This is a genomic window from Microbacterium sp. WCS2018Hpa-9 (genome assembly GCF_031843745.1).
Lineage (GTDB): Bacteria > Actinomycetota > Actinomycetes > Actinomycetales > Microbacteriaceae > Microbacterium.
Genome location: NZ_JAVTIY010000001.1, coordinates 345,141 through 366,677, shown reverse-complemented (window position 1 = coordinate 366,677; position 21,537 = coordinate 345,141). Strand labels below are relative to the sequence as shown.

At 67.2% G+C, this 21,537-nt stretch carries 22 protein-coding genes; 12 read left to right on the top strand and 10 right to left on the bottom strand.

Annotated features, from left to right (window positions below):
- Positions 1–11: 11 nt before the first annotated feature.
- The 5 genes from coaD (at position 12) to mutM (ending at position 2,919) form a co-directional block, all read left to right on the top strand.
- On the top strand, positions 12–509 hold the full coding sequence (gene coaD / locus RQG82_RS01915; RefSeq protein WP_311257440.1) for a pantetheine-phosphate adenylyltransferase: 498 nt from the start codon (positions 12–14) through the stop codon (positions 507–509).
- Between the two features lie 83 nt (positions 510–592).
- Positions 593–1,141 carry a DUF177 domain-containing protein gene (locus tag RQG82_RS01910; protein WP_311257796.1) on the top strand — a complete coding sequence of 183 codons (549 nt, stop codon included), beginning with the start codon at positions 593–595 and terminating at the stop codon, positions 1,139–1,141.
- 2 nt (positions 1,142–1,143) lie between these two features.
- Entirely contained in the window at positions 1,144–1,353 is a 210-nt protein-coding gene (gene rpmF / locus RQG82_RS01905) for a 50S ribosomal protein L32 (protein WP_282217297.1), read from the top strand.
- Positions 1,354–1,370: 17 nt separating this feature from the next.
- Positions 1,371–2,063: a ribonuclease III gene (gene rnc, locus RQG82_RS01900; RefSeq protein ID WP_311257439.1), complete on the top strand. Its 693-nt coding sequence runs from the start codon at positions 1,371–1,373 to the stop codon at positions 2,061–2,063.
- Complete coding sequence (gene mutM, locus RQG82_RS01895) at positions 2,056–2,919, top strand: bifunctional DNA-formamidopyrimidine glycosylase/DNA-(apurinic or apyrimidinic site) lyase (RefSeq protein ID WP_311257438.1); 864 nt, start codon at positions 2,056–2,058, stop codon at positions 2,917–2,919. The genes rnc and mutM overlap by 8 nt, the downstream gene beginning before the upstream one ends.
- Before the next feature lie 3 nt (positions 2,920–2,922).
- Here mutM and RQG82_RS01890 read toward each other — a convergent pair whose 3' ends face one another.
- From RQG82_RS01890 to RQG82_RS01870, 5 genes are all read right to left on the bottom strand, one after another.
- On the bottom strand, positions 2,923–4,245 hold the full coding sequence (locus RQG82_RS01890) for an FtsX-like permease family protein (protein ID WP_311257437.1): 1,323 nt from the start codon (positions 4,243–4,245) through the stop codon (positions 2,923–2,925).
- A complete protein-coding gene (locus RQG82_RS01885) occupies positions 4,242–4,937 on the bottom strand; it encodes an ABC transporter ATP-binding protein (RefSeq protein WP_311257436.1) in 696 nt (231 codons plus the stop codon). The genes RQG82_RS01890 and RQG82_RS01885 overlap by 4 nt, the downstream gene beginning before the upstream one ends.
- Positions 4,938–5,026: 89 nt before the next feature.
- Positions 5,027–6,106 (bottom strand): GNAT family N-acetyltransferase, encoded by a 1,080-nt coding sequence (locus RQG82_RS01880; RefSeq protein ID WP_311257435.1) that lies wholly within the window; start codon positions 6,104–6,106, stop codon positions 5,027–5,029.
- On the bottom strand, positions 6,103–7,191 hold the full coding sequence (locus tag RQG82_RS01875; protein ID WP_311257434.1) for a GNAT family N-acetyltransferase: 1,089 nt from the start codon (positions 7,189–7,191) through the stop codon (positions 6,103–6,105). The genes RQG82_RS01880 and RQG82_RS01875 overlap by 4 nt, the downstream gene beginning before the upstream one ends.
- Positions 7,192–7,204: 13 nt before the next feature.
- Positions 7,205–7,483 carry a hypothetical protein gene (locus RQG82_RS01870; RefSeq protein ID WP_311257433.1) on the bottom strand — a complete coding sequence of 93 codons (279 nt, stop codon included), beginning with the start codon at positions 7,481–7,483 and terminating at the stop codon, positions 7,205–7,207.
- A gap of 545 nt (positions 7,484–8,028) precedes the next feature.
- Between RQG82_RS01870 and smc the strand changes: the two genes are divergently transcribed.
- The 3 genes from smc to RQG82_RS01855 are packed head-to-tail and all read left to right on the top strand — an operon-like array spanning position 8,029 to position 13,013.
- Positions 8,029–11,571: a chromosome segregation protein SMC gene (smc, locus tag RQG82_RS01865; RefSeq protein ID WP_311257432.1), complete on the top strand. Its 3,543-nt coding sequence runs from the start codon at positions 8,029–8,031 to the stop codon at positions 11,569–11,571.
- A gap of 24 nt (positions 11,572–11,595) precedes the next feature.
- Complete coding sequence (gene ftsY, locus RQG82_RS01860) at positions 11,596–12,468, top strand: signal recognition particle-docking protein FtsY (protein WP_311257431.1); 873 nt, start codon at positions 11,596–11,598, stop codon at positions 12,466–12,468.
- Positions 12,469–12,512: 44 nt separating this feature from the next.
- Entirely contained in the window at positions 12,513–13,013 is a 501-nt protein-coding gene (locus tag RQG82_RS01855; RefSeq protein ID WP_042541684.1) for a DUF2004 domain-containing protein, read from the top strand.
- A gap of 21 nt (positions 13,014–13,034) precedes the next feature.
- Here RQG82_RS01855 and lipA read toward each other — a convergent pair whose 3' ends face one another.
- On the bottom strand, positions 13,035–14,024 hold the full coding sequence (gene lipA, locus RQG82_RS01850) for a lipoyl synthase (protein ID WP_311257430.1): 990 nt from the start codon (positions 14,022–14,024) through the stop codon (positions 13,035–13,037).
- Positions 14,021–14,674 (bottom strand): lipoyl(octanoyl) transferase LipB, encoded by a 654-nt coding sequence (gene lipB / locus RQG82_RS01845; RefSeq protein WP_311257429.1) that lies wholly within the window; start codon positions 14,672–14,674, stop codon positions 14,021–14,023. The genes lipA and lipB overlap by 4 nt, the downstream gene beginning before the upstream one ends.
- A 95-nt stretch (positions 14,675–14,769) precedes the next feature.
- Between lipB and RQG82_RS01840 the strand changes: the two genes are divergently transcribed.
- The 3 genes from RQG82_RS01840 (at position 14,770) to ffh (ending at position 17,260) form a co-directional block, all read left to right on the top strand.
- Positions 14,770–15,366, top strand: coding sequence for a TetR/AcrR family transcriptional regulator (locus RQG82_RS01840; protein ID WP_311257428.1), 597 nt, complete (start codon positions 14,770–14,772; stop codon positions 15,364–15,366).
- Between the two features lie 72 nt (positions 15,367–15,438).
- A complete protein-coding gene (locus RQG82_RS01835) occupies positions 15,439–15,693 on the top strand; it encodes a hypothetical protein (protein WP_311257427.1) in 255 nt (84 codons plus the stop codon).
- Between the two features lie 13 nt (positions 15,694–15,706).
- Positions 15,707–17,260 carry a signal recognition particle protein gene (gene ffh, locus RQG82_RS01830; protein ID WP_311257426.1) on the top strand — a complete coding sequence of 518 codons (1,554 nt, stop codon included), beginning with the start codon at positions 15,707–15,709 and terminating at the stop codon, positions 17,258–17,260.
- Positions 17,261–17,267: 7 nt separating this feature from the next.
- On the opposite strand, the gene RQG82_RS01825 is transcribed toward ffh, so the two are convergent.
- Positions 17,268–18,179 (bottom strand): EamA family transporter, encoded by a 912-nt coding sequence (locus RQG82_RS01825; RefSeq protein WP_311257425.1) that lies wholly within the window; start codon positions 18,177–18,179, stop codon positions 17,268–17,270.
- A 39-nt stretch (positions 18,180–18,218) separates the two neighbouring features.
- Between RQG82_RS01825 and RQG82_RS01820 the strand changes: the two genes are divergently transcribed.
- Positions 18,219–19,190, top strand: a complete 972-nt coding sequence (locus RQG82_RS01820; protein ID WP_311257424.1) for a LysR family transcriptional regulator — start codon at positions 18,219–18,221, stop codon at positions 19,188–19,190.
- 2 nt (positions 19,191–19,192) lie between these two features.
- On the opposite strand, the gene glpK is transcribed toward RQG82_RS01820, so the two are convergent.
- Together glpK and RQG82_RS01810 are read right to left on the bottom strand one after the other, a co-directional pair.
- Complete coding sequence (gene glpK / locus RQG82_RS01815; protein ID WP_311257423.1) at positions 19,193–20,707, bottom strand: glycerol kinase GlpK; 1,515 nt, start codon at positions 20,705–20,707, stop codon at positions 19,193–19,195.
- 29 nt (positions 20,708–20,736) lie between these two features.
- Positions 20,737–21,489, bottom strand: coding sequence for an MIP/aquaporin family protein (locus RQG82_RS01810; protein WP_311257422.1), 753 nt, complete (start codon positions 21,487–21,489; stop codon positions 20,737–20,739).
- Positions 21,490–21,537 lie beyond the last annotated feature (48 nt).

The following is a 21,537-nucleotide window of genomic DNA, read 5'->3' as shown; positions in this document are numbered from 1 at the left end:
AGGCTGGGGGCATGAGCAGCCGGATCGCCGTCGTCCCGGGTTCCTTCGACCCGCCGACCCTGGGCCACCTCGATGTCATCCGTCGGGCCGCCAAGCTGTACGACGAGCTGCATGTGCTCGTCGTGCACAACCCGGGCAAGGAGGCGATGCTGCCGATCGCGGCGCGGCTCTCGCTCATCGAGCAGTCCATCGCCGAAGAGGGCATGGGCGGCAACGTCATCGTCGGATCGTGGAGCATGGGTCTTCTGGTCGACTATGCGCGCGACGTGGGCGCCGGCGTGCTGGTCAAGGGGATTCGCTCGCAGATCGACGTCGCCTACGAATCGCCGATGGCGATCGTCAACCGGCACCTCGCGGACATCGAGACCGTCTTCCTGCTGCCTGACCCGGCACATGCTCTCGTGTCGAGCTCTCTCGTGCGACAGGTCGCAGGGCTCGGCGGCGATGTGTCGCCTTTCGTTCCTCGAGCGGTCGCCGCGTTCCTCGACACGGGGTCTCGCGGCATCTGAAGCCGCGCTCCTGAGCACCGCGCTCAGCGCGAAGCCAGCCTCCCGCCGCATGTAGCCGGTACCATTGCTGGGTGCGTTCTCGAATGAGTGGTCCTTTTGTCCTCCCCGTCCGCGACATCGTCCGCAAGCCGGGAGAGATGCGCGAACATGAGTTCTCCGTGACCCTGAAGGATGCCTGGGGAGAGGGGATCGTGTCGTATGAGGCAGGTTCCGAACTCGATCTGGATGTCCGCCTGGAGTCGGTCCACGAGGGCATTCTGGTGTCAGGAATGGTCGATGCGGAGTACTCCGGCGTGTGCGGTAGATGCCTCATCGACATCACTCGGCCCGTCGAAGTCGAGTTCCAGGAGCTTTTCGCGTATCCTGGTGAGGAAGAAACTGACTTCGAGGTTCAAGACGACCACGTGGATCTTGAAACTCTAGTCAGGGATGCGGCCGTATTGTCGCTTCCATTTCAGCCGGTGTGTCAGCCGGATTGCCCCGGGCTCGACCCGGAGACGGGCGAGAAGTTGACAGCGAGCACCGTCACGGAGCAGGCAGCTCCCATCGATCCTCGGTGGAGCGCGCTCCAGAACATCACAGACCAAGACGGCACGGAAGAATCTCGTGCCGCCGAGAAAGAAGAGAGCTAGTCATGGCTGGTAACCCCCCGAAGCGCAAGGTATCCCGTTCGAACACCCGCTCGCGCCGTGCGCAGTGGAAGGCGGCGCCCATCGCTCTCGTCAAGACCATCGAGAACGGCAAGACCGTCTACAGCCGCCCCCACCAGGCGAAGGTCGTCACCGACTCGCAGGGCACCGAGCTGTTCCTCGAGTACAAGGGCCGCAAGGTCGCCGACGTCTGAGTCGCGACTTCACTTCTGTGACTGAGGTCCCTGGGGGGACGAGACCACTCCCAGAGAAGCTCCGCGTCGATATCGACGCGGAGCTTCTGGAGTTGGCACTCACCCATCGTTCATATGCGTATGAGCATGGCGGAATCCCTCACAACGAACGTCTCGAGTTCCTCGGCGACTCCGTTCTCGGTCAAGCCGTGACGGTGATGCTCTTCACGACCCATCCAGGGCTCGATGAGGGCGAACTCGCCAAGCGGCGCGCGAGCGTCGTCTCGACGGTCGCTCTCGCCGAGGTGGCGAGAGGCATCGATCTGGGCAGCCACCTGCTGCTCGGTCGAGGCGAAGAGCAGACCGGCGGACGCGACAAGGATTCGATCCTCGCAGACACGATGGAAGCGGTCATCGGCGCGACGTATCTGTCAGCCGGTCCTGAGGCGGCCACCGAGCTCGTGCTCCGTCTGACCGAACCGCTGCTCGCCGACCCCGAGCGCTATGGTGCTGCCATGGATCCGAAGACCAGTCTTCAGGAGCTGGCGGCGCGCATCGGTGCCAACCCACCGCAGTATTCGGTGGAGGCGAGTGGCCCCGATCACGATCGTCGCTTCCTGGCGACCGTGAGTGTCGGTGATCTGGCGATGACCGGCAAGGGAAGCAGCAAGAAGACCGCAGAGATGGCGGCTGCGCTCGGCGCGTGGCGCTTCCTCAACGAGCGTGCCTGAGCTTCCCGAAGTCGAAGTGGTGCGAGCCGGTCTCGCTCCTGCGGCGGTCGGTTCCGTCATCACGGGGGTGAGCGTGTTCGATGAACGCGCTCTGACACGTCACGCCGCGGGGGCATCCGACTTCGTCTCGCGTCTTGAGGGACGCACGTTCACCGCCGCAGAGCGACGAGGCAAGTTCCTCTGGCTTCCGTTCGACACCGACGACTGCGCATTGATCGCGCACCTCGGGATGAGCGGACAGATGCTGCTGCGCGCCCCGGATGCCGAAGCGGAACGCCACGAACGCATTCGCATCGGCATCGAGCACCCGCAGCACGGAGAGCTCGCGATCGTGTTCGCCGATCAGAGGACGTTCGGGTCGCTCGCGGTCGACCGTCTCGTGCCGGACGGGCCGACGATGATCCCCACTCAGGTCGTGCACATCGCGCGCGACCCCCTCGACCCTCTCTTCGACGACGGCGTCCTCGTGCGCACGCTCGGCAGACGGGGCAGCGCGATCAAGCGAGTGCTGCTCGATCAGCAGGTGATCAGCGGGGTGGGCAACATCTACGCCGACGAGGCGCTCTGGGCGGCGCGCATCCACCCCGAGACGCTCTCGAGCGCGCTGTCGACATCCGCGATCGGACGGCTTCTCGCCGAGATCCGTGTGGTGCTCGCCAAGGCGCTGGCCGAGGGAGGCACGAGCTTCGATTCCCAGTACGTCAACGTGAACGGCCAGGCCGGATACTTCGCGCACTCCCTCAACGCCTACGGTCGAGGCGGCCAGCCGTGCCCTCGGTGCGGCACTCTGATCCGCCGACAGGCTTTCATGAACCGGTCGAGCCACTTCTGCCCGCGCTGCCAGCGCCGACGCTGAGGCTCAGGCCATCTCGAACGACCGGGCGAGCAGAGGCCTGGTCGCACGTGTGCTCACCCACACGATGCCGATTCCCACCGCGAGCACGGCGCCGATCGTCAGCAGCGACTCGGGAGCGGTGATCAGGGCGATCCCGAGCAGGGGGAACACGAGCACCGCGGCGCAGGTCGCCGATCCGATCGCGGTGACGAGCAACGGCGACATGATCGCGCGGCGACGCGCGCTGTCAACAGTGTCGACGGGCATCCCGAGGTGGTGCAGACTTCGGTGCAGATCGCGCTGATCGAGCACGGAGGCCGCCTGATTGACCCCTACGGATGCTGCGACCATCAGGAACGAGGCGACCAGCGTGATGACGAGACCGGTGCGCATGTCGATGGCGAGTGCCGCATCGGCATCCGTCGCGTCGCCGCTGTTCATCACGTTCATCAGTGAGACGCCGGTGCCGGCGAACACGGCCATGAAGCTCGCCATCGCGATGCCGCTCACCTGACGCCATGCGGCTTTGGGCGAGTCCAACACCAGGCGGGCTGCGAGCAGCCGGTCGGCCCGCTCGGCCTTGCGCAGCTGACGTGATGCGCTGACCTTGAGGATCCACGGGCCGATCACGTTGAGCACGGCGAGCGCCACAGCGAACAGCGCTGCCAGAACGGTGATCGTCACCGCGAGCCCCGCGACGGACGGGAAGATCTTGACGAGGACGAAGACCAGAGCGAGCACCGAGATGCCGATGATCGCACGGAACCAGTGCACCGTCGATACCGTCGTCCGCAGTCGCACTCCGAGCGGTGAGACGATCACGCGTCGGAGACCCAGCACGGCGCTGCCTGCCGCCACCAGAAGGACCCCTCCCACGACCGCCAGGATGCTGAGGGGAGACAGCATCACAGCGTCGGCGCCGAGAGCCGTGCCACGGAACGGGATGAGCCCGACGAGGGGAGCGGTCGCGAGATGCGCAACCACTCCGGCCACGGCACCTGCAGCCGCGACCAGCACGGATTCGACCACGGTGGCGATGCTGACGCCCATCGGAGTCACGCCGAGAAGGCGCAGGGTCGAGAGTCGCTCGTCGCGGCGGCGGGCCGAGAGACGAGCAGCCGCTCCTCCGAGATTCGTCAGCGGCACGACCAGGAGCACGAGAGCGATCGCCGCCAGTGCCTGGTAGACCGGCGCGTAGTCGTCGGTCCAGGTCCAGAACGACTGCGCTCCGCCCACGACGGTCAGCACCAGAGCGGTGACGATGCCGAAGGCGACCACAGGAAGCGCCAGGACGGCGTTCTCTCCCTTCGTCGGTCGGAGAAGGAGGGCAAGAATGCGGGCGTTCATGCGGACACCGCCGATGAGACGATCTGTCCGTCACGAACCGCCACGACGCGCGAGCATCGAGCGGCGACGTCGGCGTCGTGGGTGACGACGAGGAGCGTTCGCCCCTGCCCGGTCGTCGACCAGAGGAGTGCGTTCATCACGTCCTGCGAGGTGTGCGAGTCGAGCGCTCCGGTCGGCTCATCGGCGAAGACGAGGTCCGCGCCGGTGGCTTGGGCCCGCGCGATCGCGACGCGCTGCGCCTGCCCGCCGGAGAGCTCGCCGATGCGGCGATCCTCCATCCCGGCGAGCCCCAGGGCGGCGAGCCAGGATGCTGCGTGAGCCGTGGCGTCAGCTCTCTTCACGCCGTTGATCATCGATGCGAGCGCCACGTTCTCGACGGCGGTGAGCTCAGGGATGAGGAGCCCCTGCTGGAAGACGAACCCGAACTTCTCCCTGCGCAGCCTGGAGCGTGCAGATTCACCGAGCCCGGCGAGTTCCACGGCGTGCCCGGCCGAGGGCTGGAACGTCACCGTGCCGGAGTCCGGCGTGACGATGCCGGCGAGCACATGGAGGAGGGTGGTCTTGCCCGATCCGGAGGCACCCATGATCGCCACCGACTCGCCGCGGTGAATCGTGAGATCCACCCCGGCGAGTGCGCGTGTGGTGCCGTAGGACTTGGTCAGGGAGCGTGCGTCGAGGACGGAGTGGTTCATGCTTCCAGCCTCGCGATCCTGCCAGGAGCGCTGCATCGGCCAGGCGGATGATCCGCCCGCCTCCGCATACACCGATCGGATGATCTCGGTCAGATCCGCTTCTGCCATGCCCCGGCATACGAGACCGGCACGAACCCGACCGCCTCGTTGATGCTCAGCATCGGTCGGTTCTCCTCGGCGTTGAAGGTGGAGACGGTGGGGGAGAGAGGCATGAGCTCTCGCCAGCGCACGAGGTTCGCGCACTTGACGACGGTGCCCAGCCGATGCCCGCGGTGCTCGCGAGACACCAGGGTGCCGAGCTGGTGGGTGACACCTGAGCGGTCCGCTCCGATGAGCAGTTCGTTGTATGCCACGATGTCGCCACTCGGCACGTGCTGCACCGCGACGATCGACAGGGCTTGACCGGCTCCGGTGAGCCGTCTCTCGCGGCGCACGACGCGTTCCGCGTCCCACTCCTCGGCGACGAAGTCCATCTCACCGCTCGGGGCGTCTTTCGACAGGCGAGCGAGGATCGCCGCGTAGCCGTCTCGGAACTCGGGCGGCGTCGGAGCCATCCACTGGAGCACCCGATAGTCGTCTCCCGCGGCCGCCTGCGCAGATTCCAGAGCGTCCAGGAGCGGGGACGGGTGTGATCGCAGATCGAACTCGCTGTTGCGTTCGACCTGTTCGAAGTCATACCCACGGGCTTCGAGCGCGTCCGACAGCGGGATCGCCGGGATGCGACCCCAGCCCGTCCTCGGTGAGATCATCCGCTCGGACTCGATCGGCCGGTGCAGCGTCCAGATCTGCACCAATGACCGACCGTGGGCCCGAGCCTCCGACTCTGCGAGCGACAGGAGGGCGTCCTCGACGCCGATTCCCCAGTGCTTCTCGGGCACGAGGAGGTCTGCTTCTGCCGCCTTCGCATCCGCCTCCTGGGCATAGGCGATCGTGATCATGCCGACGATCTCGTCGCCCTGCCGGGCCACGAATCCGGTCTGCAGAGTGTCGCTGGAGTCCTGCCATGAGGCGAGCATCTGCGCGGCATCCGGGGCGATGTCGGGCAGACCCACCAACTCATCGCAGATCTGCCGGTTGAGCTCCCCGTAGGCGCGGAAGTCCGCGCCGTCCGCGGCGTCCAGTGCAGCGGGGATGATCAGGGGTGTGACCGTCAGTGTGGTCGTCGTCATGACAGTTCCTTCTTCCATGCGCCCTCATAAGCGATGGCCGTGAAGCCCATCGCCTCGTTGATCGACAGCATCGGTCGGTTCTCCTCGGCGTTGTAGGTGATCACGTCGCGGGACTCGGGAGCGACGCCCGTCCACGACAGGAAGGCGTCGCACTTCACGAGCTGTCCCAATCGGTGGCCACGATGCTCCTTGAGCACCAGAGTGTCGTGCTGATGGGTGGTCGCGGCCAGATTCGGTCCGATGCGGAGCTCGGTGAACGCAGAGAGCTCGCCGGTTCCGATGTGCTGCGCGACGGTGACCTGGATGATCTGCCCCATCTCCTCCACTCGCTTCTCCGAAGCGATCAGACGCTCGGCATCCCAGACCTCCTCGTCGGCCTCGAGGTCGGCCGACGGCGCATCGGTCGACATGCGCGACTTGAGCCACGCGTAACCCTCGACATGCTCAGGGGGTGTCGGCAGCATCCACCGGAGCACGCGGTAGTCCTGCGAGAACGCGCGTGCGTCTTCGCGCAGCTCCTCGGCGCGCCGAACAGCCTCGGGACCAACCTTCAGGCGGCTCACCCGGTAGACCTGCTCGAGACTGAATCCGTGGCGCACGAGGAATCGCGCGACGTGATCATCCGGCACGCTGCCGAAGCCGGTCTTGGCCTGGAGCCTCGGACCCTCGCTCGCCTGCTGTTCCGTCCAGTTCTGGATGACTGTGCGATCGTGCAGGCGCGCGAAGGCTTCGACGTGCGGAAGGATCGCGGTTCCGATTCCCCGACCCCAGACGCGCGGGTGGATCTCGATCGAGGCGATGGCCACACGCGACCCCTCCTCGTGCGGGATGTCGATGACCGTTCGTCCGACGATCTCTCCTGCGACGCGCACCGTCCACACCGCGGTCGTGCGCTCCTTGCGGGAGCGCAGGATCGGAAGCAGCGCCTCTGGCGTGAGGTCCTGTTCGGTGCGTCCGGTGAGTTCGCGATAGACGGCGTTGCGCACACGGGCGAGCTCGCGGAACTCGGCCGCGTCGGCTGCATCCGCCCGTGCAGGCAGCACGAGCGGATGCAGCGACGCATCTGCGGTGAGCGGAATGCTCATGGTGATCTCCAGGTCAGCGCAGCTGACGCTGCAGGTCGTAGGTGAGCAGAGCGTACGTCTCGCCGACGGTGCGGTTGCGCCGATCGAGGTGCAGCACGTCCGCCTCGAGGGCGGAGACGCGGCGCGCCGGACGGGGGCGCTGAGCCCGCTGGAGCAGCCAGAGGCCGATCCTGAGCGAGAGACGATCTGCCAGCGCGAGGCGCCGCAGCTCATCGGGTGCGGGGATGTGAAGGACCTGCTGGTCCTCGGTATCCGGAGGGTGGGGGATGCTGCGATACAGCGTGGTGTTCACGATGATTCCTTCGAGATGAGTGGTGATGATCAGTGAGGTGAGCGCTGTCGCCGGGCGCCGAGAAGACGGCCGGCAGAGCGCGGTGAGAGTCGAGAGCCCGGCGCGCCGGAAGGCGATCGCCGGGGTCGGCGGTGATCCGTGATCCGAGAAGGATCAGAGGGTGGGGCGCGGAGACACGCGAGCGAGAGACCCCGTCACCGATCGGAGACCGGAGGGTGATTCGGGGCAGAGTTCTCGGGCTGCGGTTCTACGAGAGAGCGCCGAGGCGGACGCCGGTGGTTACCGAGTGCGCAAGGCGCGGCGCGAATGGCGCGGCGAGGCCAGTGGCCTGAGCGTTGAGCTGAGTGATCATCGGTAACCTCCTTTTCGTGTGGCGATCCGGAGGTTACGGTAGCGAAACCCGGGCGTGTCCGTCAAGCATGTCCGGCGTGGCCCGGCGTGTCGCGGCCGATTCCGGTTCGCTCCGCTCCCGCGCGGGATGCCGGTTCTGAGCCGTCATTCCGGTAGCGTGTGGGCGTGAATCACCCGGAAAGCACGGTACGCGCATGCATCTGAAGAGCCTGACCCTCAAGGGGTTCAAGTCCTTCGCGCAGCCGACCAGTTTCGTGTTCGAACCGGGCGTCACCTGCATCGTCGGACCCAACGGATCGGGCAAGTCCAACGTCGTCGACGCCCTTGCCTGGGTGATGGGCGAACAGGGAGCGAAGACTCTCCGCGGCGGCAAGATGGAGGACGTCATCTTCGCCGGCACCTCGACGAGAGGGCCGCTCGGTCGCGCCGAGGTGCAGCTCACGATCGACAACAGCGACGGCGCCCTGCCGATCGAATTCGCCGAGGTCACGATCAGTCGCACGCTGTTCCGCAACGGCGCCAGCGAATACGCCATCAACGGGGAGAACTGCCGCCTGCTCGATCTGCAGGAACTCCTCAGCGACTCCGGTCTCGGACGCGAGATGCACGTCATCGTGGGCCAGGGGCGCCTGGACACGGTGCTCCAGGCGTCGCCGGAGGATCGTCGCGGCTTCATCGAAGAAGCCGCCGGAATCCTCAAGCATCGGCGTCGCAAGGAGAAGACTCTCCGCAAGCTCGATGCGATGGAGACCAATCTCACGCGCCTGAGCGATCTCGCCGGCGAGATCCGGCGCCAGCTGAAACCCCTGGGCAGGCAGGCCGAGATCGCGCGCGAGGCACAGACGATCGCCGCCGTCGTGCGTGATGCCAAGGCCCGGATCTTCGCGGATGACGTCGTGGCGCTGCGCACGGCGCTGGCAGATCACACACGCACCGAGCACGAGCGGCACACCGAACGACTCGTGCTGTCGGATCAGGCCGAGGCGGTGCGGGCGAGCATCGCGCGCCTCGAGCAGGATCAGAACTCGGTCGCGGTGGATCAGGCGAGAGGCGTGGCGTTCGGCCTCGAGCAGGTGCAGGAGCGGATGCGCGGTTTGTACACCCTCGCCAATCAGCGGCTCGCGCTGCTCGGCTCGGACGAGGACGATGCGGCGGTGACGGCCGTCACTGTGACGCAGAGCACGATCGACGAGGCGAAGGACGAGATCATCGAGATCTCCGCCGGCCTCGGCGACGCTCAGGACGCGGCGACTGTCGCGAGCCGCGAGGTGGTGAATGCGCGGGCCGAGCTCGACACCCTCGACGTCGACATCGCGGAGCAGAGCGCGCTCGTCTCGGAGTACGACATGCGGCTCAGCTCGTTGCGAGGAACGGCCGATGCGGCCGCGTCTGCCCTCGCTGCGGTGCGCGGTGCGGTCCTGCGACAGGAGAACGCGCTCGAAGCGGCGAACGCGCGTCGCCGCGACGCAGCCGAAGCCCTCGAGGCGATCGACGACGCGGAAGCGCCGGAAGGCACGGCGGCAGAGCACTCTGCCGCATACGAGAGCGCGCAGCGTGCCGCGACGGCGGCCGAGGCCGAGCGAGAGACTCTTCGGGAGCGCCTTCATGCGGCGGAGCGCGAGGTCGACGCGCTCACGGCCAAGTCGGCGGCACTCGGAAGCGCGCTCGCGATCTCAGGAGGCGCCGCCGAGATCGTGAAGGCAGGCGGCGAGGGCGTTCGCGGCCTCGTGGGCGACTCCGTGCAGGTCAGGAACGGGTTCGAAGCCGCGATCGCCGCCGTGCTGGGTCCGCTGGCCGAGGGGGTTCTCGTCGAGAAGGCCGCCGATGCGTTCGAGCTGGCACGTGACGCATCGGACCAGCGCAGGGGAGTGGTGGATTTCGTCGTCGCCGACGCCCCGCGTCCGTCGATCGCGCTGCCCGCTCTCGAGGGTGTGACGCCGGCGGTCGATACGGTCACGGCTCCGGATGGAGTCCTCGGGATCCTCTCTCACGTCGTCATCGCCGCCAGCCTCGACGCGGCGCGCAACGCGAGAGTCGCGCTCGACGTCGCAGGCGACACGACCACGACGATCGTCACGACGGCCGGCGATGTCGTCACCGCGCAGACGCTTCGCACCGGATCCGGAGGCGAGCGCTCCCGTCTCGAGCTCGCCGCCGAACGCGATTCGGCGAACGAGCGACTGGCAGAGGTGCAGGTCATCGTCGATTCGCTGCGTGAGGCTCGCGCAGACGCGAACGAGGCCGTCGAGACATCCCGTCGCCAGGCGAAGGATGCGCTCCGGGCGCTGCGCGAGCACGATGCCGCGCTGGCCACCCACGCTGAGCAGGTGAACCGCATCACGGTCACCCACGAGTCGGCGGTCGCAGAGTGCGAGCGGCTCGAGGCGGGACTCGCCCAGGCGCAGAGCGCGGTGCATGATGCGGAGGCGAAGGCCGAAGCGGCGAAGGCCGAGTTGGACGCGGCCATCGCCGCCCCCCGGCCAGTGCTCGATGCCTCGGCGCGTGACGGTCTGCTCGAAGCGCTCGAGATGGCGCGCGAGGGTGAAGTCCGAGCGCGTCTGGAGATCGAGACGCTTCGCGAGCGCGTTCGTGCTGCGCAGGCTCGCGTCGCCGGGCTCGAGCGGCAACGCGAGCAGGAGCGGGATGCCGCGGCCGAGGCCGCACGCCGGGCGGTCATCCGACGCGCACAGCGCGAAGCGGCATCCGGAGTCGTGCAGGAGCTTCCCCGCATTATGGACTCGATCGACCGGTCGGTCACCGAGGCTCGGGTCGCACTGGCCGAGGCCGAGGCCGCACGATCGGCCCAGAATCAGGAGCTCACGGCGCTTCGCGCCCAGGAGACCTCTCTGCGGGAGAGGCTCGCAGGGCTCACCGAGAGCGTGCACGGCCTCGAGCTGCAGATCCACGAGAAGAAGCTGCATCTCAACAGCCTGCTCGAGCGGGTGGCGTCCGAGCTCGCGCTCGACGATGATATTCTCATAGCGGAATATGGCCCCGACCAGCTCGTTCCCCGTGACCCGGGGGTCGCGCTCTCTGGAGACGAGGTGCTCGACGATACGGCTATTCCGTTCGATCGGCGGATCCAGCAGCGCCGGCTCGCGGAGGCCGAACGCAAGCTCGCGCAGCTCGGACGAGTCAATCCGCTCGCACTCGAGGAGTTCGCAGCTCTCGAGCAGCGCCACGCGTTCCTCACCGAGCAGCTCGCCGACCTGACGCAGACGCGCCAGGACCTGCTGACGATCATCGCCGACCTCGACGAGCGCATGCAGACGATCTTCGCGAGCGCGTTCGAAGACACGAGGGTCGCGTTCGGTGAGGTCTTCCCCCTGCTGTTCCCCGGCGGAACCGGAAGCATCTCGCTCACGGATCCCGAGAACATGCTCACGACGGGCATCGAGGTGTCGGTGCGCCCGGTGGGAAAGAAGATCGAGAGGCTGTCACTGCTCTCGGGAGGCGAACGCTCCCTTGCCGCGGTCGCCCTCCTGGTCGCGATCTTCAAGGCCCGCCCGAGCCCGTTCTACATCCTCGACGAGGTCGAGGCGGCGCTCGACGACGCGAACCTCGGCCGTCTGCTCACCGTGTTCGAGCAGCTCCGTGAGAGCTCGCAGCTGCTCGTCATCACGCATCAGAAGCGCACGATGGAGATCGCCGACGCGCTCTACGGCGTATCGATGCGTCAGGACGGCGTGTCGGCGGTCGTCGGTCAGCGCGTAGGGGATCGAGCGGCGGCCGGCTGACGGCGCTACCCGTAGGCTGGAGTCATGGCGGAGAAGTCGTGGTCCCTCACTCGCGCGCTGCGCGGGATGTTCGTCAAGCCCACTATCGACGAGACGACATGGGAGGACCTCGAGACCGCCCTCATCACGGCCGACTTCGGCCCCGACATCAGTGAGCGCGTCGTCGAAGAGCTCCGCGAGAAGGTCGAGCGCTACCGCACGACCGATCCGCAGGATCTCCAGCGGATGCTGCGAGAGACGCTCGAAGAGCACTTCGCCAAGTTCGACACGACCCTCAAGCTCACCGAGCGGCCGGCGGTGGTGCTGGTCGTCGGCGTCAACGGCGTCGGCAAGACCACGACGATCGGCAAGTTCACCAAGTTCCTTCGCGGATTCCAGCGCAGCGTGGTCGTCGGTGCGGCCGACACGTTCCGTGCGGCGGCCGTCGATCAGCTCGCCACCTGGGCCCAGCGCGGGGGTGCGGCGATCGTCCGCCCCCAGCAAGAGGGGCAGGATCCGGCATCCGTCGCCTACCAGACCGTCGAGTTCGCTCAGCGCGAGGGCATCGAGATCGCGATCATCGACACGGCCGGCCGACTGCACACCAAGGGCGGGTTGATGGACGAGCTCTCGAAGATCCGCAGGGTGATCGAGAAGCAGGCTCCCATCAGCGAGGTCCTGCTCGTCCTCGACGCCACCACGGGGCAGAACGGCGTGATGCAGGCGGAGGCGTTCCTCGAGCATGCAGGTGTTACCGGACTGGTCCTGACCAAGCTCGACGGTTCGGCGAAGGGCGGCTTCGTCCTCGCTGTGCAGGAGCGCACCGGCATCCCCGTCAAGCTCCTCGGCCAGGGCGAGGGCATCGATGATCTGACCGGATTCACCCCACATGTCTTCGTCAAGTCGCTCGTCGGCTGACGACGGGACTACCGCCGCGAGCACGAGGCTGGTTTCATAGCGTTATGGCGATCGAACACGACTACTTCGGACTCCTGTCCTCAGGGCCCGACGGCTCGATCTTCTGGTCTGAGACGGTGGAGCTCGGTGACCAGAGTGTCACCGTCGATCTCACGGCTCCTGACCAGGACGATGTCTCTGCCGACGCGCTCGACATCGCCGCCTCGCTCATCGCGGGGATCGAGAACGTCGATGACGTCTCCCGGCGCGGCATGCTCGCGGAGGTCGATGATCGCACCAGCGAGGTCACCGAGTACATCCTGCAGCAGCAGGAGGCCTACGGCGACGAACTCGAAGAGGTCCTCGTCGACGTCAGCGGTGACGCCGCCGTCGACATCATCCGCTCGCTGCGGCTGATGAGCATGACGATCCTCGCCGACGAGCACGGCGGGTCGGAGCCGTTCGCCGTGCTGGAGTACGCGCTCGACGCCACCACCACCGACGACGTCCTGCTGGTGAACCTCGGCTCGGACGGCAGCGTTCAGTCGGTGATGAGCGCCGACTGACGCTCATCACCTCGGCATCGCTCAGACCGCCTGAGCGAAGCCGAGATCCGCGCTCTCGGCGATGTGGGCCAGGTGCGGGGGGATCTCGCGCCCCTTCCACACCATCGACTGCGCCCACAGCCGGCCCGCGCGGTAGGACGAACGAACGAGTGGTCCGGCGAGAACGCCGAGGAAGCCGATCCGCTCCGCCTCCTCCTTGAACTCGACGAACTCCGCGGGCTTCACCCAGCGTGCCACGGGCAGGTGACGAGGGGAGGGGCGCAGATACTGGGTGATGGTGATGATGTCGCAGCCGGCGTCGTGCAGGTCGTTCAGTGCCTGTACGACCTCTTCTGGCTCCTCGCCCATGCCCAGTATCAGGTTGGACTTGGTGATGAGGCCGGCATTTCGCGCCTGGGTGATCACATCGAGCGAGCGCTCGTACCGGAACGCCGGGCGGATGCGCTTGAAGATCCGCGGCACGGTCTCCACGTTGTGCGCGAAGACCTCGGGGCGGGCATCGAAGATCTGGCCGAGGAAGGCGGGATCGGCGTTGTGCTCGTTTGCGAGCAGCTCGACGCCTGTGTTGGGGTTGAGCTCATGGATCTTCCGCACGGTCTCGGCATTCAGCCAAGCTCCGGTGTCGGGCAGATCGTCTCGTGCGACGCTGGTGACCGTCGCATAGCGGAGGTTCATCCGCACGACGCTCTCGGCGACGCGACGCGGCTCATCGGTGTCGTAAGCGTCGGGCTTGCCCGTGTCGATCTGGCAGAAATCGCACCGTCTGGTGCATTGAGATCCGCCGATGAGGAAGGTCGCCTCTCGGTCTTCCCAGCACTCGTAGATGTTGGGGCAGCCGGCTTCCTGGCAGACGGTGTGCAGGTCTTCGCTCTTGACCAGCGAGTGGAGCGCCGTGTACTCGGGCCCCATCTTCGCCTTCGTCTTGATCCACTCGGGTTTGCGTTCGATGGGAGTCTCGGCGTTGCGGATCTCGAGGCGGAGGAGCTTGCGTCCCTCGGGTGCGGCGGTCATGCGTGTGCTCCTGCGTGTTCGGCTGTCGAGTAGTCGGCGAGGAAAGCGGCGGACACCGAGTCGACGATGTCGACGGGGGAGACGTCCGCTCCGACGACCTCGCTCACCGTGGTGACACCGGCGTCGGTGATCCCGCACGGGATGATGCCGCCGAATCCCGCGAGGCTGTTGTCGCAGTTGATCGCGAAGCCGTGCATGGTCACGCCCTGCTGCACTCGCACGCCGATCGCCGCGACCTTGTCTTCGGAGAGGGGGCGGCGAACCCACACCCCGCTGCGCCCCTCCACCTGGTATCCGTCGACGCCGAGAGGCCGGAGCACGTCGATCAGGATGCGCTCCAGGCGCCGCACGTGCGCGACGACGTCCATCGGCTCGGGCAGCCGGACGATCGGATAGCCCACCAACTGCCCTGGTCCGTGCCAGGTGATCTTGCCGCCGCGGTCGACGTCGATGACCGGCGTGCCGTCCGTCGGGCGTTCCTGCGGCTCGGTCCGCTTGCCCGCGGTGTACACCGCCTCGTGCTCGAGAAGGATGAGCGTGTCTGGGCGAGTGCCGTCGACGACGTCGGCGTGGGTGCGGCGCTGCAGATCCCAGCCCTCGCTGTAGGGGATGCAGTTCGGTGCGAAGCCTGGGGTGAGGATGTCGAGCATGTGCCGTCGCTCTCAGTCAATTGATGGATTGCGTCTAAGAATACTCCTTCACGCTGCCGAGGGCGCGAGGCAGCGGCGCGCGGTAGCGTGTTGACATGAGCAGTGCGAGCCGAGCAGGGCGGCCGAAGGCGTCTTCGCGTGAGACCCTCGCCGAAGCCGCCTGCGAGCTCTTCCTCGAGCGCGGGTACGACGCCACGTCGGTCGCTGACATCACCCAGCGCGCCGGAGTGAGCCGCTCGAGCTTCTTCAATTACTTCTCCTCGAAGAGCGATGTGCTCTGGTCCGGCCTCGACGACCGTATCGCCCGTGCGGTCGAGGACCTGGTCGCAGTGCCCGAAGATCGCGACGGCAGCCAGGTGAGGCGCATCCTCTCGGATCTCGTCGAGGACTTCGCGCCTGACAGCCTCGCGCTCGCGATGACGAACTCGTCAGCCATGGGTCTCGACGACGAACTCGAACAGGATGCCGCGCTGCGCCAGGCTCGCCTCGCGGCGGCGCTGGCCGACCTCGCGCGACGCTCGGGCGTCGCCGCGCTCACCGCGGATATCGCCGCGGCCACCTGGGCTGCGGCTGTGCTCGCCGCCGTGCGAGCGTGGGCGGAGAGCGGCGCCGGACGAGGTTCGGTGGGCGACCGGTTCGCCGACGCCGTGCGGGCGATCGGCCGATTGCCGTGGGTCGTGTCGGCGACCTGATCTCCCTGCGGACGAAACCGCGTGAGCCGGACAGGTCAGGAGTGAGACACCGGTCCCGACCGAGGAGACATCATGGCCACCGACCCGCTCGACGAGATGCTCGACCGTTCCGCGCCGGCACGGACGAACCCGGAACCGAGGGATGTCGGGGCCATGATCCTCGCAGCGCGCGCGGAGACACAGCCACCGCTCGTGCACGCGGCGGAGCTTCTCGGCATCCCCTCGTCGACCGCGCGTGGCCGCTACGCCCGTGCGAGAGAACTGCTCAGAGCCGAGCTCGCGGTCGGCGCAGCTCCGAACGCGGAGAACGGTGCCGGATTCGCGTAAACTCGGTGTCACCATGGCTACCTTTGGCACGCTCTCCGATCGGCTCACCGAGACCTTCCGCAACCTTCGCACGAAGGGAAAGCTCACCGCGGCCGACGTCGACGGCACGGTGCGCGAGATCCGTCGCGCGCTGCTCGACGCCGACGTCGCGCTGACAGTCGTCAAGGAGTTCACCGCGAAGGTGCGCGAGCGCGCCCTGGGCGACGAGGTCAGCAAGGCTCTGAACCCTGCGCAGCAGGTCGTGCAGATCGTCAACGAGGAGCTCGTGCAGATCCTCGGCGGGGAGCAGCGTCGTCTGCAGTTCGCCAAGACCGCGCCGACCGTCATCATGCTCGCCGGCCTCCAGGGGTCGGGAAAGACGACGTTCGCAGGCAAGCTCGCGAAGCAGCTCGAGGGAGAGGGGCACACGCCCCTTCTCGTCGCGGCCGACCTCCAGCGTCCGAACGCCGTGAACCAGCTCCAGGTCGTCGCGCAGCAGGCCGGAGCGACCGTCTACGCGCCCGAGCCGGGCAACGGTGTCGGCGACCCCGTCAAGGTGTCGCGCGACGGTGTGGAGCACGCGCGGCGCCACCAGCACGATGTGGTCATCATCGACACGGCCGGTCGTCTCGGCGTCGACGCCGACCTGATGAAGCAGGCATCCGACATTCGCAAGGCGACCGACCCGGATGAGGTCCTGTTCGTCATCGATGCCATGATCGGCCAGGACGCCGTCAACACGGCGAAGGCATTCCAAGAGGGCGTCGACTTCACCGGTGTCGTCCTGACGAAGCTCGACGGCGACGCCCGCGGTGGTGCAGCCCTCTCTGTCGCCTCTGTCACCGGCCGCCCCATCATCTTCGCGTCGACCGGCGAACGACTCGAAGACCTCGAGCCGTTCTACCCCGATCGCATGGCCAGTCGCATCCTCGACCTCGGCGACATCCTCACCCTCATCGAGCAGGCCCAGCAGGCCTTCGATGAGGAAGAGGCCGTCAAGATGGCCGAGAAGCTCGCGACCGAGCAGTTCACCCTCGAAGACTTCCTCGACCAGCTTCAGCAGATGAAGAAGATGGGGTCGATGAAGAAGATGCTGGGGATGCTCCCCGGCATGGGGCAGATGAAGCAGCAGCTCGAGGACTTCGACGAGCGTGAGATCGATCGCACAGAGGCGATCATCCGGTCGATGACACCGGGTGAGCGACGCAACCCGAAGGTGCTCAACGGTTCGCGTCGTCTGCGCATCGCGCGTGGTTCGGGAATGACCGTCACGGACGTCAATCAGCTCGTCCAGCGCTTCGATCAGGCCGCCAAGATGATGAAGACCGTCGCACGCGGCGGCACCCCGAACATCCCCGGAATGGGCTCCATGCCCGGAATGGGCAAGCCCGGAGCGTCTTCGAAGCGCGGCAAGAAGGGCAAGTCGTCGGGAGGATCCCGCTCGGGCAACCCCGCCAAGCGCGCGGCGGAGAACGCGGGCATCACCTCGGCCTCGACCCCGACCGGTTCAGGCTTCGGTCTGGGCGGCGCCAAGGCGCCGAGTGAAGCCGACCTCGCCGAGATCCAGAAGCTCTTCGGCAAGAGCTGACCGGTCTTCACTGCCGGGTCGTCGTCAGCGGCCCCTGCGTCGACGGAGCGAGGTCTCTGCGAGGCTTCCACAGTGCGACAACCTGCCCGGTGACGAGCGCGGCCAGCACGAGCGAGAGTCCGAGCGCCTGGACCGGGGTGAACGTCTCGCCGGCGAGGAGCGTTCCCAGTATCGTCGCGACGACGGGGGAGAGCAGGGCGAGCAGGCCCGGCGCGATGACGGGCAGCTCCTGGATGCCGCGGAACCAGAGCGTGTACGCGATCAGACCGCCGACCGTGCCCAGCCAGAGGTAGCCGAGTACCGCACTGCCGTCGATGGACGGAGGGAACCCTTCGTAAGCGAATGTCAGTGGCAGCAGCAACAGCCCGCCCGCCGTCAGCTGCCAGCCCGCGTAGGCGACAGGGCCGACACCGGCCGGGCGTCCCCAGCGCTTGGTGAGGATCATTCCGAGAGCCGTAGCGGTGACGCCGCCGACCGCCGCGACGATGCCGACGGTGTCGAGCTCCGCGGCCGGGCCCAGCACGACGAGAGCGACACCGCCGGCACCGACTGCGGCAGCGGCTGCCGTCAGAGGCCGGATCCGGTCGCGGAGCACCAGCGCCCCCAGGCCCAGGATGATCAGCGGCTGCACTCCGGCGACGGCCGCTGCGACGCCGCCCGGTAGCCGCTCTGCGGCCAGGAACAGCAGCGGGAAGAACGCACCGATGTTGAGGATGCCGAGAGCCAGCGACTTCAGCCACCAGCCGCGAGGCGGCATTGTGCGGCCCAGAGCGAGAGCCACGAGCCCAGCGGGCAGCGACCGGAGGAGGCCGGCCAGCAGCGGATGACCGGCGGGCAGCAGCTCGGTCGTCACGAGGTAGGTCGTGCCCCACGAGATAGGGGCCAGCGATGTGAGGAGCAGCAGAGTCAGCCGTTTCATGACTTCAGCCTCTGCCCGATAGACAGATGAGTCCAACGCATGGTTGTCACAGCATTCATGAACGACGATCATGGACGCATGGATCTGCAGCAGCTGAAGTACGTCGTCGAGGTGGCGTCTTCGTCGAGTTTCACACGCGCGGCCGAGCGCTGTTTCGTGACGCAGTCGGCCCTCAGCCATCAGATCGCGGCGCTGGAGCGCGAACTCGGCCAGCGGCTGTTCGTGCGTTCGAGCCGCAGCGTCAGAACGACGGAGGCGGGAGAAGCCTTCCTCGCTCACGCGAAGACCGCGGTGGCCGCAGCGGATCACGCGCGCGAGGCCGCAGCTGCGGCTGCGGGACGCGTGGTCGGCACACTTCGTCTCGGTGTGATCCCGACCGTCACCGCGGTCTCGGTTCCGCACGCGATCGCCCGATTCAGGGAGGCGCACCCGGAGGCCGGGGTGCAGCTCGGCATGGGCAACAGCGACGCACTGGCCGCCGCCGTGCGCCGAGGAGAGCTCGATGTCGCGATGCTGGGTCTGCGCGAGGGCGTCACGCCCAGTGGTGTCGCCTCGCGCGAGCTCGCGCGCGAGCGCCTGGTCGCCGTCGTGCCCTCCACTCATCGACTCGCAGATCGTCAGGAACTCGTGTTGGAGGACCTTGCCGGAGAGGTCTTCGCGGACTTCCCTGCGGGCACGTCGGGGCGCGCGCAGAGTGATGCGGCGTTCGCGGGCTCCGGCATCCCGCGCGATGTGTCGTTCGAAGCGGATTCGGCCGAGCTGATTCTCGGACTCGTGTCGGCCGGGCTCGCGATCACGCTGCTGGCGCCGGGCGTCGTCTCCGCGGCAGCGGCCGATGCGGTCGCCGTGGAGATCGTCGGTGGACCGGTGCGCGTCGAGTACGTCGCCTGGGATGCACGTGCGCCGCGGGCCGTCGCCACTGCCTTCCTCCGCATCATCGGGCTGATGCCTCGGGGGGACGACGAAGCGGGCCCGGAGGAATCCTCCGAGCCCGCCTCCTCAGTGTCCTGAGGTCACTTCACGTCTTCGTCGACCCAGTCCATCGACTTGCTGACGGCCTTGCGCCACAGACGCAGCTGGCGGTCACGCTCGCCGTCTTCCATCGACGGCTCCCAACGACGGTCTTCCTGCCAGTTGGCGGAGAGGTCGTCGAGACCGTTCCAGAAGCCGACGGCAAGGCCTGCCGCGTAGGCGGCACCGAGAGCGGTCGTCTCGGCGACGACAGGGCGAACGACCGGCACGCCCAGGACGTCGGCCTGGAACTGCATGAGCGCATCGTTGGCGACCATGCCGCCATCGACCTTCAGCTCGGTGAGGTCCACGCCCGCATCCGCGTTGACCGCGTCGAGAACGTCGCGCGTCTGGAACGCCACTGCCTCGAGCGCTGCGCGAGCGATGTGGTTCTTGTTCGCGTAGCGGGTGAGGCCGACGATCGCACCACGGGCGTCCGGACGCCAGTACGGCGCGAACAGGCCCGAGAAAGCGGGGACGATGTACACGCCGCCGTTGTCGTCGACCTGCTTGGCGAGCTCTTCGACCTCGGGAGCGGAGCTGATGATCCCGAGCTGGTCGCGGAGCCACTGGATCAGTGAACCGGTGACGGCGATCGAGCCCTCGAGAGCGTAGTGGGTCGGCCCGTCGCCGAGCTTGTATCCCACCGTGGTCAGCAGTCCGTTCTTCGAGTGGACGATCTCCTCGCCCGTGTTGAAGATCAGGAAGCAGCCGGTGCCGTACGTGTTCTTGCTCTCACCCTGGTTGAAGGCGGCCTGGCCGAAGGTCGCGGCCTGCTGGTCGCCCAGGATGCCGGCGATCGGCGTCTCACGCAGCAGCGAGGAGTCCTCGGCCGCGCCATACACCTCGGAGGAGGAACGGATCTCCGGCATCATCGAGCGCGGCACGCCGAACGCCTCGAGGATGTCGTCGCGCCACTCGAGCGTCTCGAGATCCATGAACATCGTGCGCGATGCGTTGGTGACATCGGTCACGTGCACACCGCCGTCGACGCCACCGGTGAGGTTCCAGAGCACCCAGCTGTCGGTGGTGCCGAAGATCAGGTCGCCGGCCTCTGCCTTCTCACGCGCACCCTCGACGTTCTCGAGGATCCAGGCGATCTTGGTGCCCGAGAAGTAGGTGGCGAGAGGGAGGCCCACGATGGGCTTGAACCGCTCGACGCCACCGTCGGCCGCGAGGCGGTCGACGATCTCCTGCGTGCGGGTGTCCTGCCAGACGATCGCGTTGTAGACGGCCTTTCCGGTCGTCTTGTCCCAGACCACTGCAGTCTCGCGCTGGTTGGTGATTCCGACGGCGGCGATGTCGTGACGTGTCAGGTCGCCGCGGCTCAGTGCGAGGCCGATGACCTCCTGCACGTTGCGCCAGATCTCGGCAGGGTCGTGCTCTACCCAGCCTGCCTTGGGGAGGATCTGCTCGTGCTCCTTCTGACCGGTCGCGACGATGCTGCCCTTCTTGTCGAAGATGATCGCGCGGCTGGAGGTGGTGCCCTGATCGATGGCGATGATGTAGTCGGCCATTGTGTTCTCCTTTGAAGTCAGGTTCGGGTTCAGGCGAGGTTGAGCAGAACGGGCGCTGCGACGGCGGCGAGGACGCCACCGATCAGCGGACCGACGACCGGGACCCACGAGTACGACCAGTCGCTCGAGCCCTTGCCCTTGATCGGCAGGATGGCGTGGGCGATACGCGGTCCGAGGTCACGCGCAGGGTTGATCGCGTAGCCGGTGGGTCCACCGAGAGATGCGCCGATACCGACGACGACCAGCGCGACGGGCAGGGCGCTGAGCGGTCCGAGGCCTCCGGGGACGCCGATCTCGATGTCTCCGTAGTCGGCGAAAGCGAAGATCGCGAACACCAGGACGAAGGTGCCGATGACCTCGGTGACGAGGTTCCAGCCGTAGGAGCGGATCGCGGGGCCGGTCGAGAAGACGCCGAGCTTGTTGGCCGGGTCGGGTTCCTCGTCGAAGTGCTGCTTGTAGGCGAGCCAGGTGAGGATCGCACCGACGATCGCACCCAGCAGCTCGGCGCCGGTGGCCACCGCGAACTGCGAGAAGTCGATCTTGCCCGCGACGAGAAGGCCGATGCCCACCGCCGGGTTGAGGATGGCGCCGGAGTACGCCGAGACGAGGACACCCACGAAGACCGCGAGACCCCATCCCCAGTTGACCATCAGGAAGCCGCCGCCGAAGCCCTTGTTCTTAGCAAGAGCGACGTTGGCGACGACACCACATCCGAGGAGGATCAGCATTGCGGTGCCGACGAACTCCGAGAGGAAGTAGAGACCGAGATTCACTTCAGTCATGTCTTCATTGACCTTTCTTGAGTGCCAGAGCCCCATAGCTCTGGCACT

What these genes read in the sequence shown, in the direction of transcription:
- coaD (WP_311257440.1), top strand. Translation starts at nt 12, where the DNA reads ATGAGCAGCCGGATCGCCGTCGTCCCGGGTTCCTTCGACCCGCCGACC.
- RQG82_RS01910 (WP_311257796.1), top strand. Translation starts at nt 593, where the DNA reads ATGAGTGGTCCTTTTGTCCTCCCCGTCCGCGACATCGTCCGCAAGCCG.
- rpmF (WP_282217297.1), top strand. Translation starts at nt 1,144, where the DNA reads ATGGCTGGTAACCCCCCGAAGCGCAAGGTATCCCGTTCGAACACCCGC.
- RQG82_RS01890 (WP_311257437.1), bottom strand. Translation starts at nt 4,245, where the DNA reads ATGAACGCCCGCATTCTTGCCCTCCTTCTCCGACCGACGAAGGGAGAG.
- RQG82_RS01885 (WP_311257436.1), bottom strand. Translation starts at nt 4,937, where the DNA reads ATGAACCACTCCGTCCTCGACGCACGCTCCCTGACCAAGTCCTACGGC.
- RQG82_RS01880 (WP_311257435.1), bottom strand. Translation starts at nt 6,106, where the DNA reads ATGACGACGACCACACTGACGGTCACACCCCTGATCATCCCCGCTGCA.
- RQG82_RS01875 (WP_311257434.1), bottom strand. Translation starts at nt 7,191, where the DNA reads ATGAGCATTCCGCTCACCGCAGATGCGTCGCTGCATCCGCTCGTGCTG.
- smc (WP_311257432.1), top strand. Translation starts at nt 8,029, where the DNA reads ATGCATCTGAAGAGCCTGACCCTCAAGGGGTTCAAGTCCTTCGCGCAG.
- ftsY (WP_311257431.1), top strand. Translation starts at nt 11,596, where the DNA reads ATGGCGGAGAAGTCGTGGTCCCTCACTCGCGCGCTGCGCGGGATGTTC.
- RQG82_RS01855 (WP_042541684.1), top strand. Translation starts at nt 12,513, where the DNA reads ATGGCGATCGAACACGACTACTTCGGACTCCTGTCCTCAGGGCCCGAC.
- lipA (WP_311257430.1), bottom strand. Translation starts at nt 14,024, where the DNA reads ATGACCGCCGCACCCGAGGGACGCAAGCTCCTCCGCCTCGAGATCCGC.
- lipB (WP_311257429.1), bottom strand. Translation starts at nt 14,674, where the DNA reads ATGCTCGACATCCTCACCCCAGGCTTCGCACCGAACTGCATCCCCTAC.
- RQG82_RS01840 (WP_311257428.1), top strand. Translation starts at nt 14,770, where the DNA reads ATGAGCAGTGCGAGCCGAGCAGGGCGGCCGAAGGCGTCTTCGCGTGAG.
- RQG82_RS01835 (WP_311257427.1), top strand. Translation starts at nt 15,439, where the DNA reads ATGGCCACCGACCCGCTCGACGAGATGCTCGACCGTTCCGCGCCGGCA.
- ffh (WP_311257426.1), top strand. Translation starts at nt 15,707, where the DNA reads ATGGCTACCTTTGGCACGCTCTCCGATCGGCTCACCGAGACCTTCCGC.
- RQG82_RS01825 (WP_311257425.1), bottom strand. Translation starts at nt 18,179, where the DNA reads ATGAAACGGCTGACTCTGCTGCTCCTCACATCGCTGGCCCCTATCTCG.
- RQG82_RS01820 (WP_311257424.1), top strand. Translation starts at nt 18,219, where the DNA reads ATGGTTGTCACAGCATTCATGAACGACGATCATGGACGCATGGATCTG.
- glpK (WP_311257423.1), bottom strand. Translation starts at nt 20,707, where the DNA reads ATGGCCGACTACATCATCGCCATCGATCAGGGCACCACCTCCAGCCGC.
- RQG82_RS01810 (WP_311257422.1), bottom strand. Translation starts at nt 21,489, where the DNA reads ATGACTGAAGTGAATCTCGGTCTCTACTTCCTCTCGGAGTTCGTCGGC.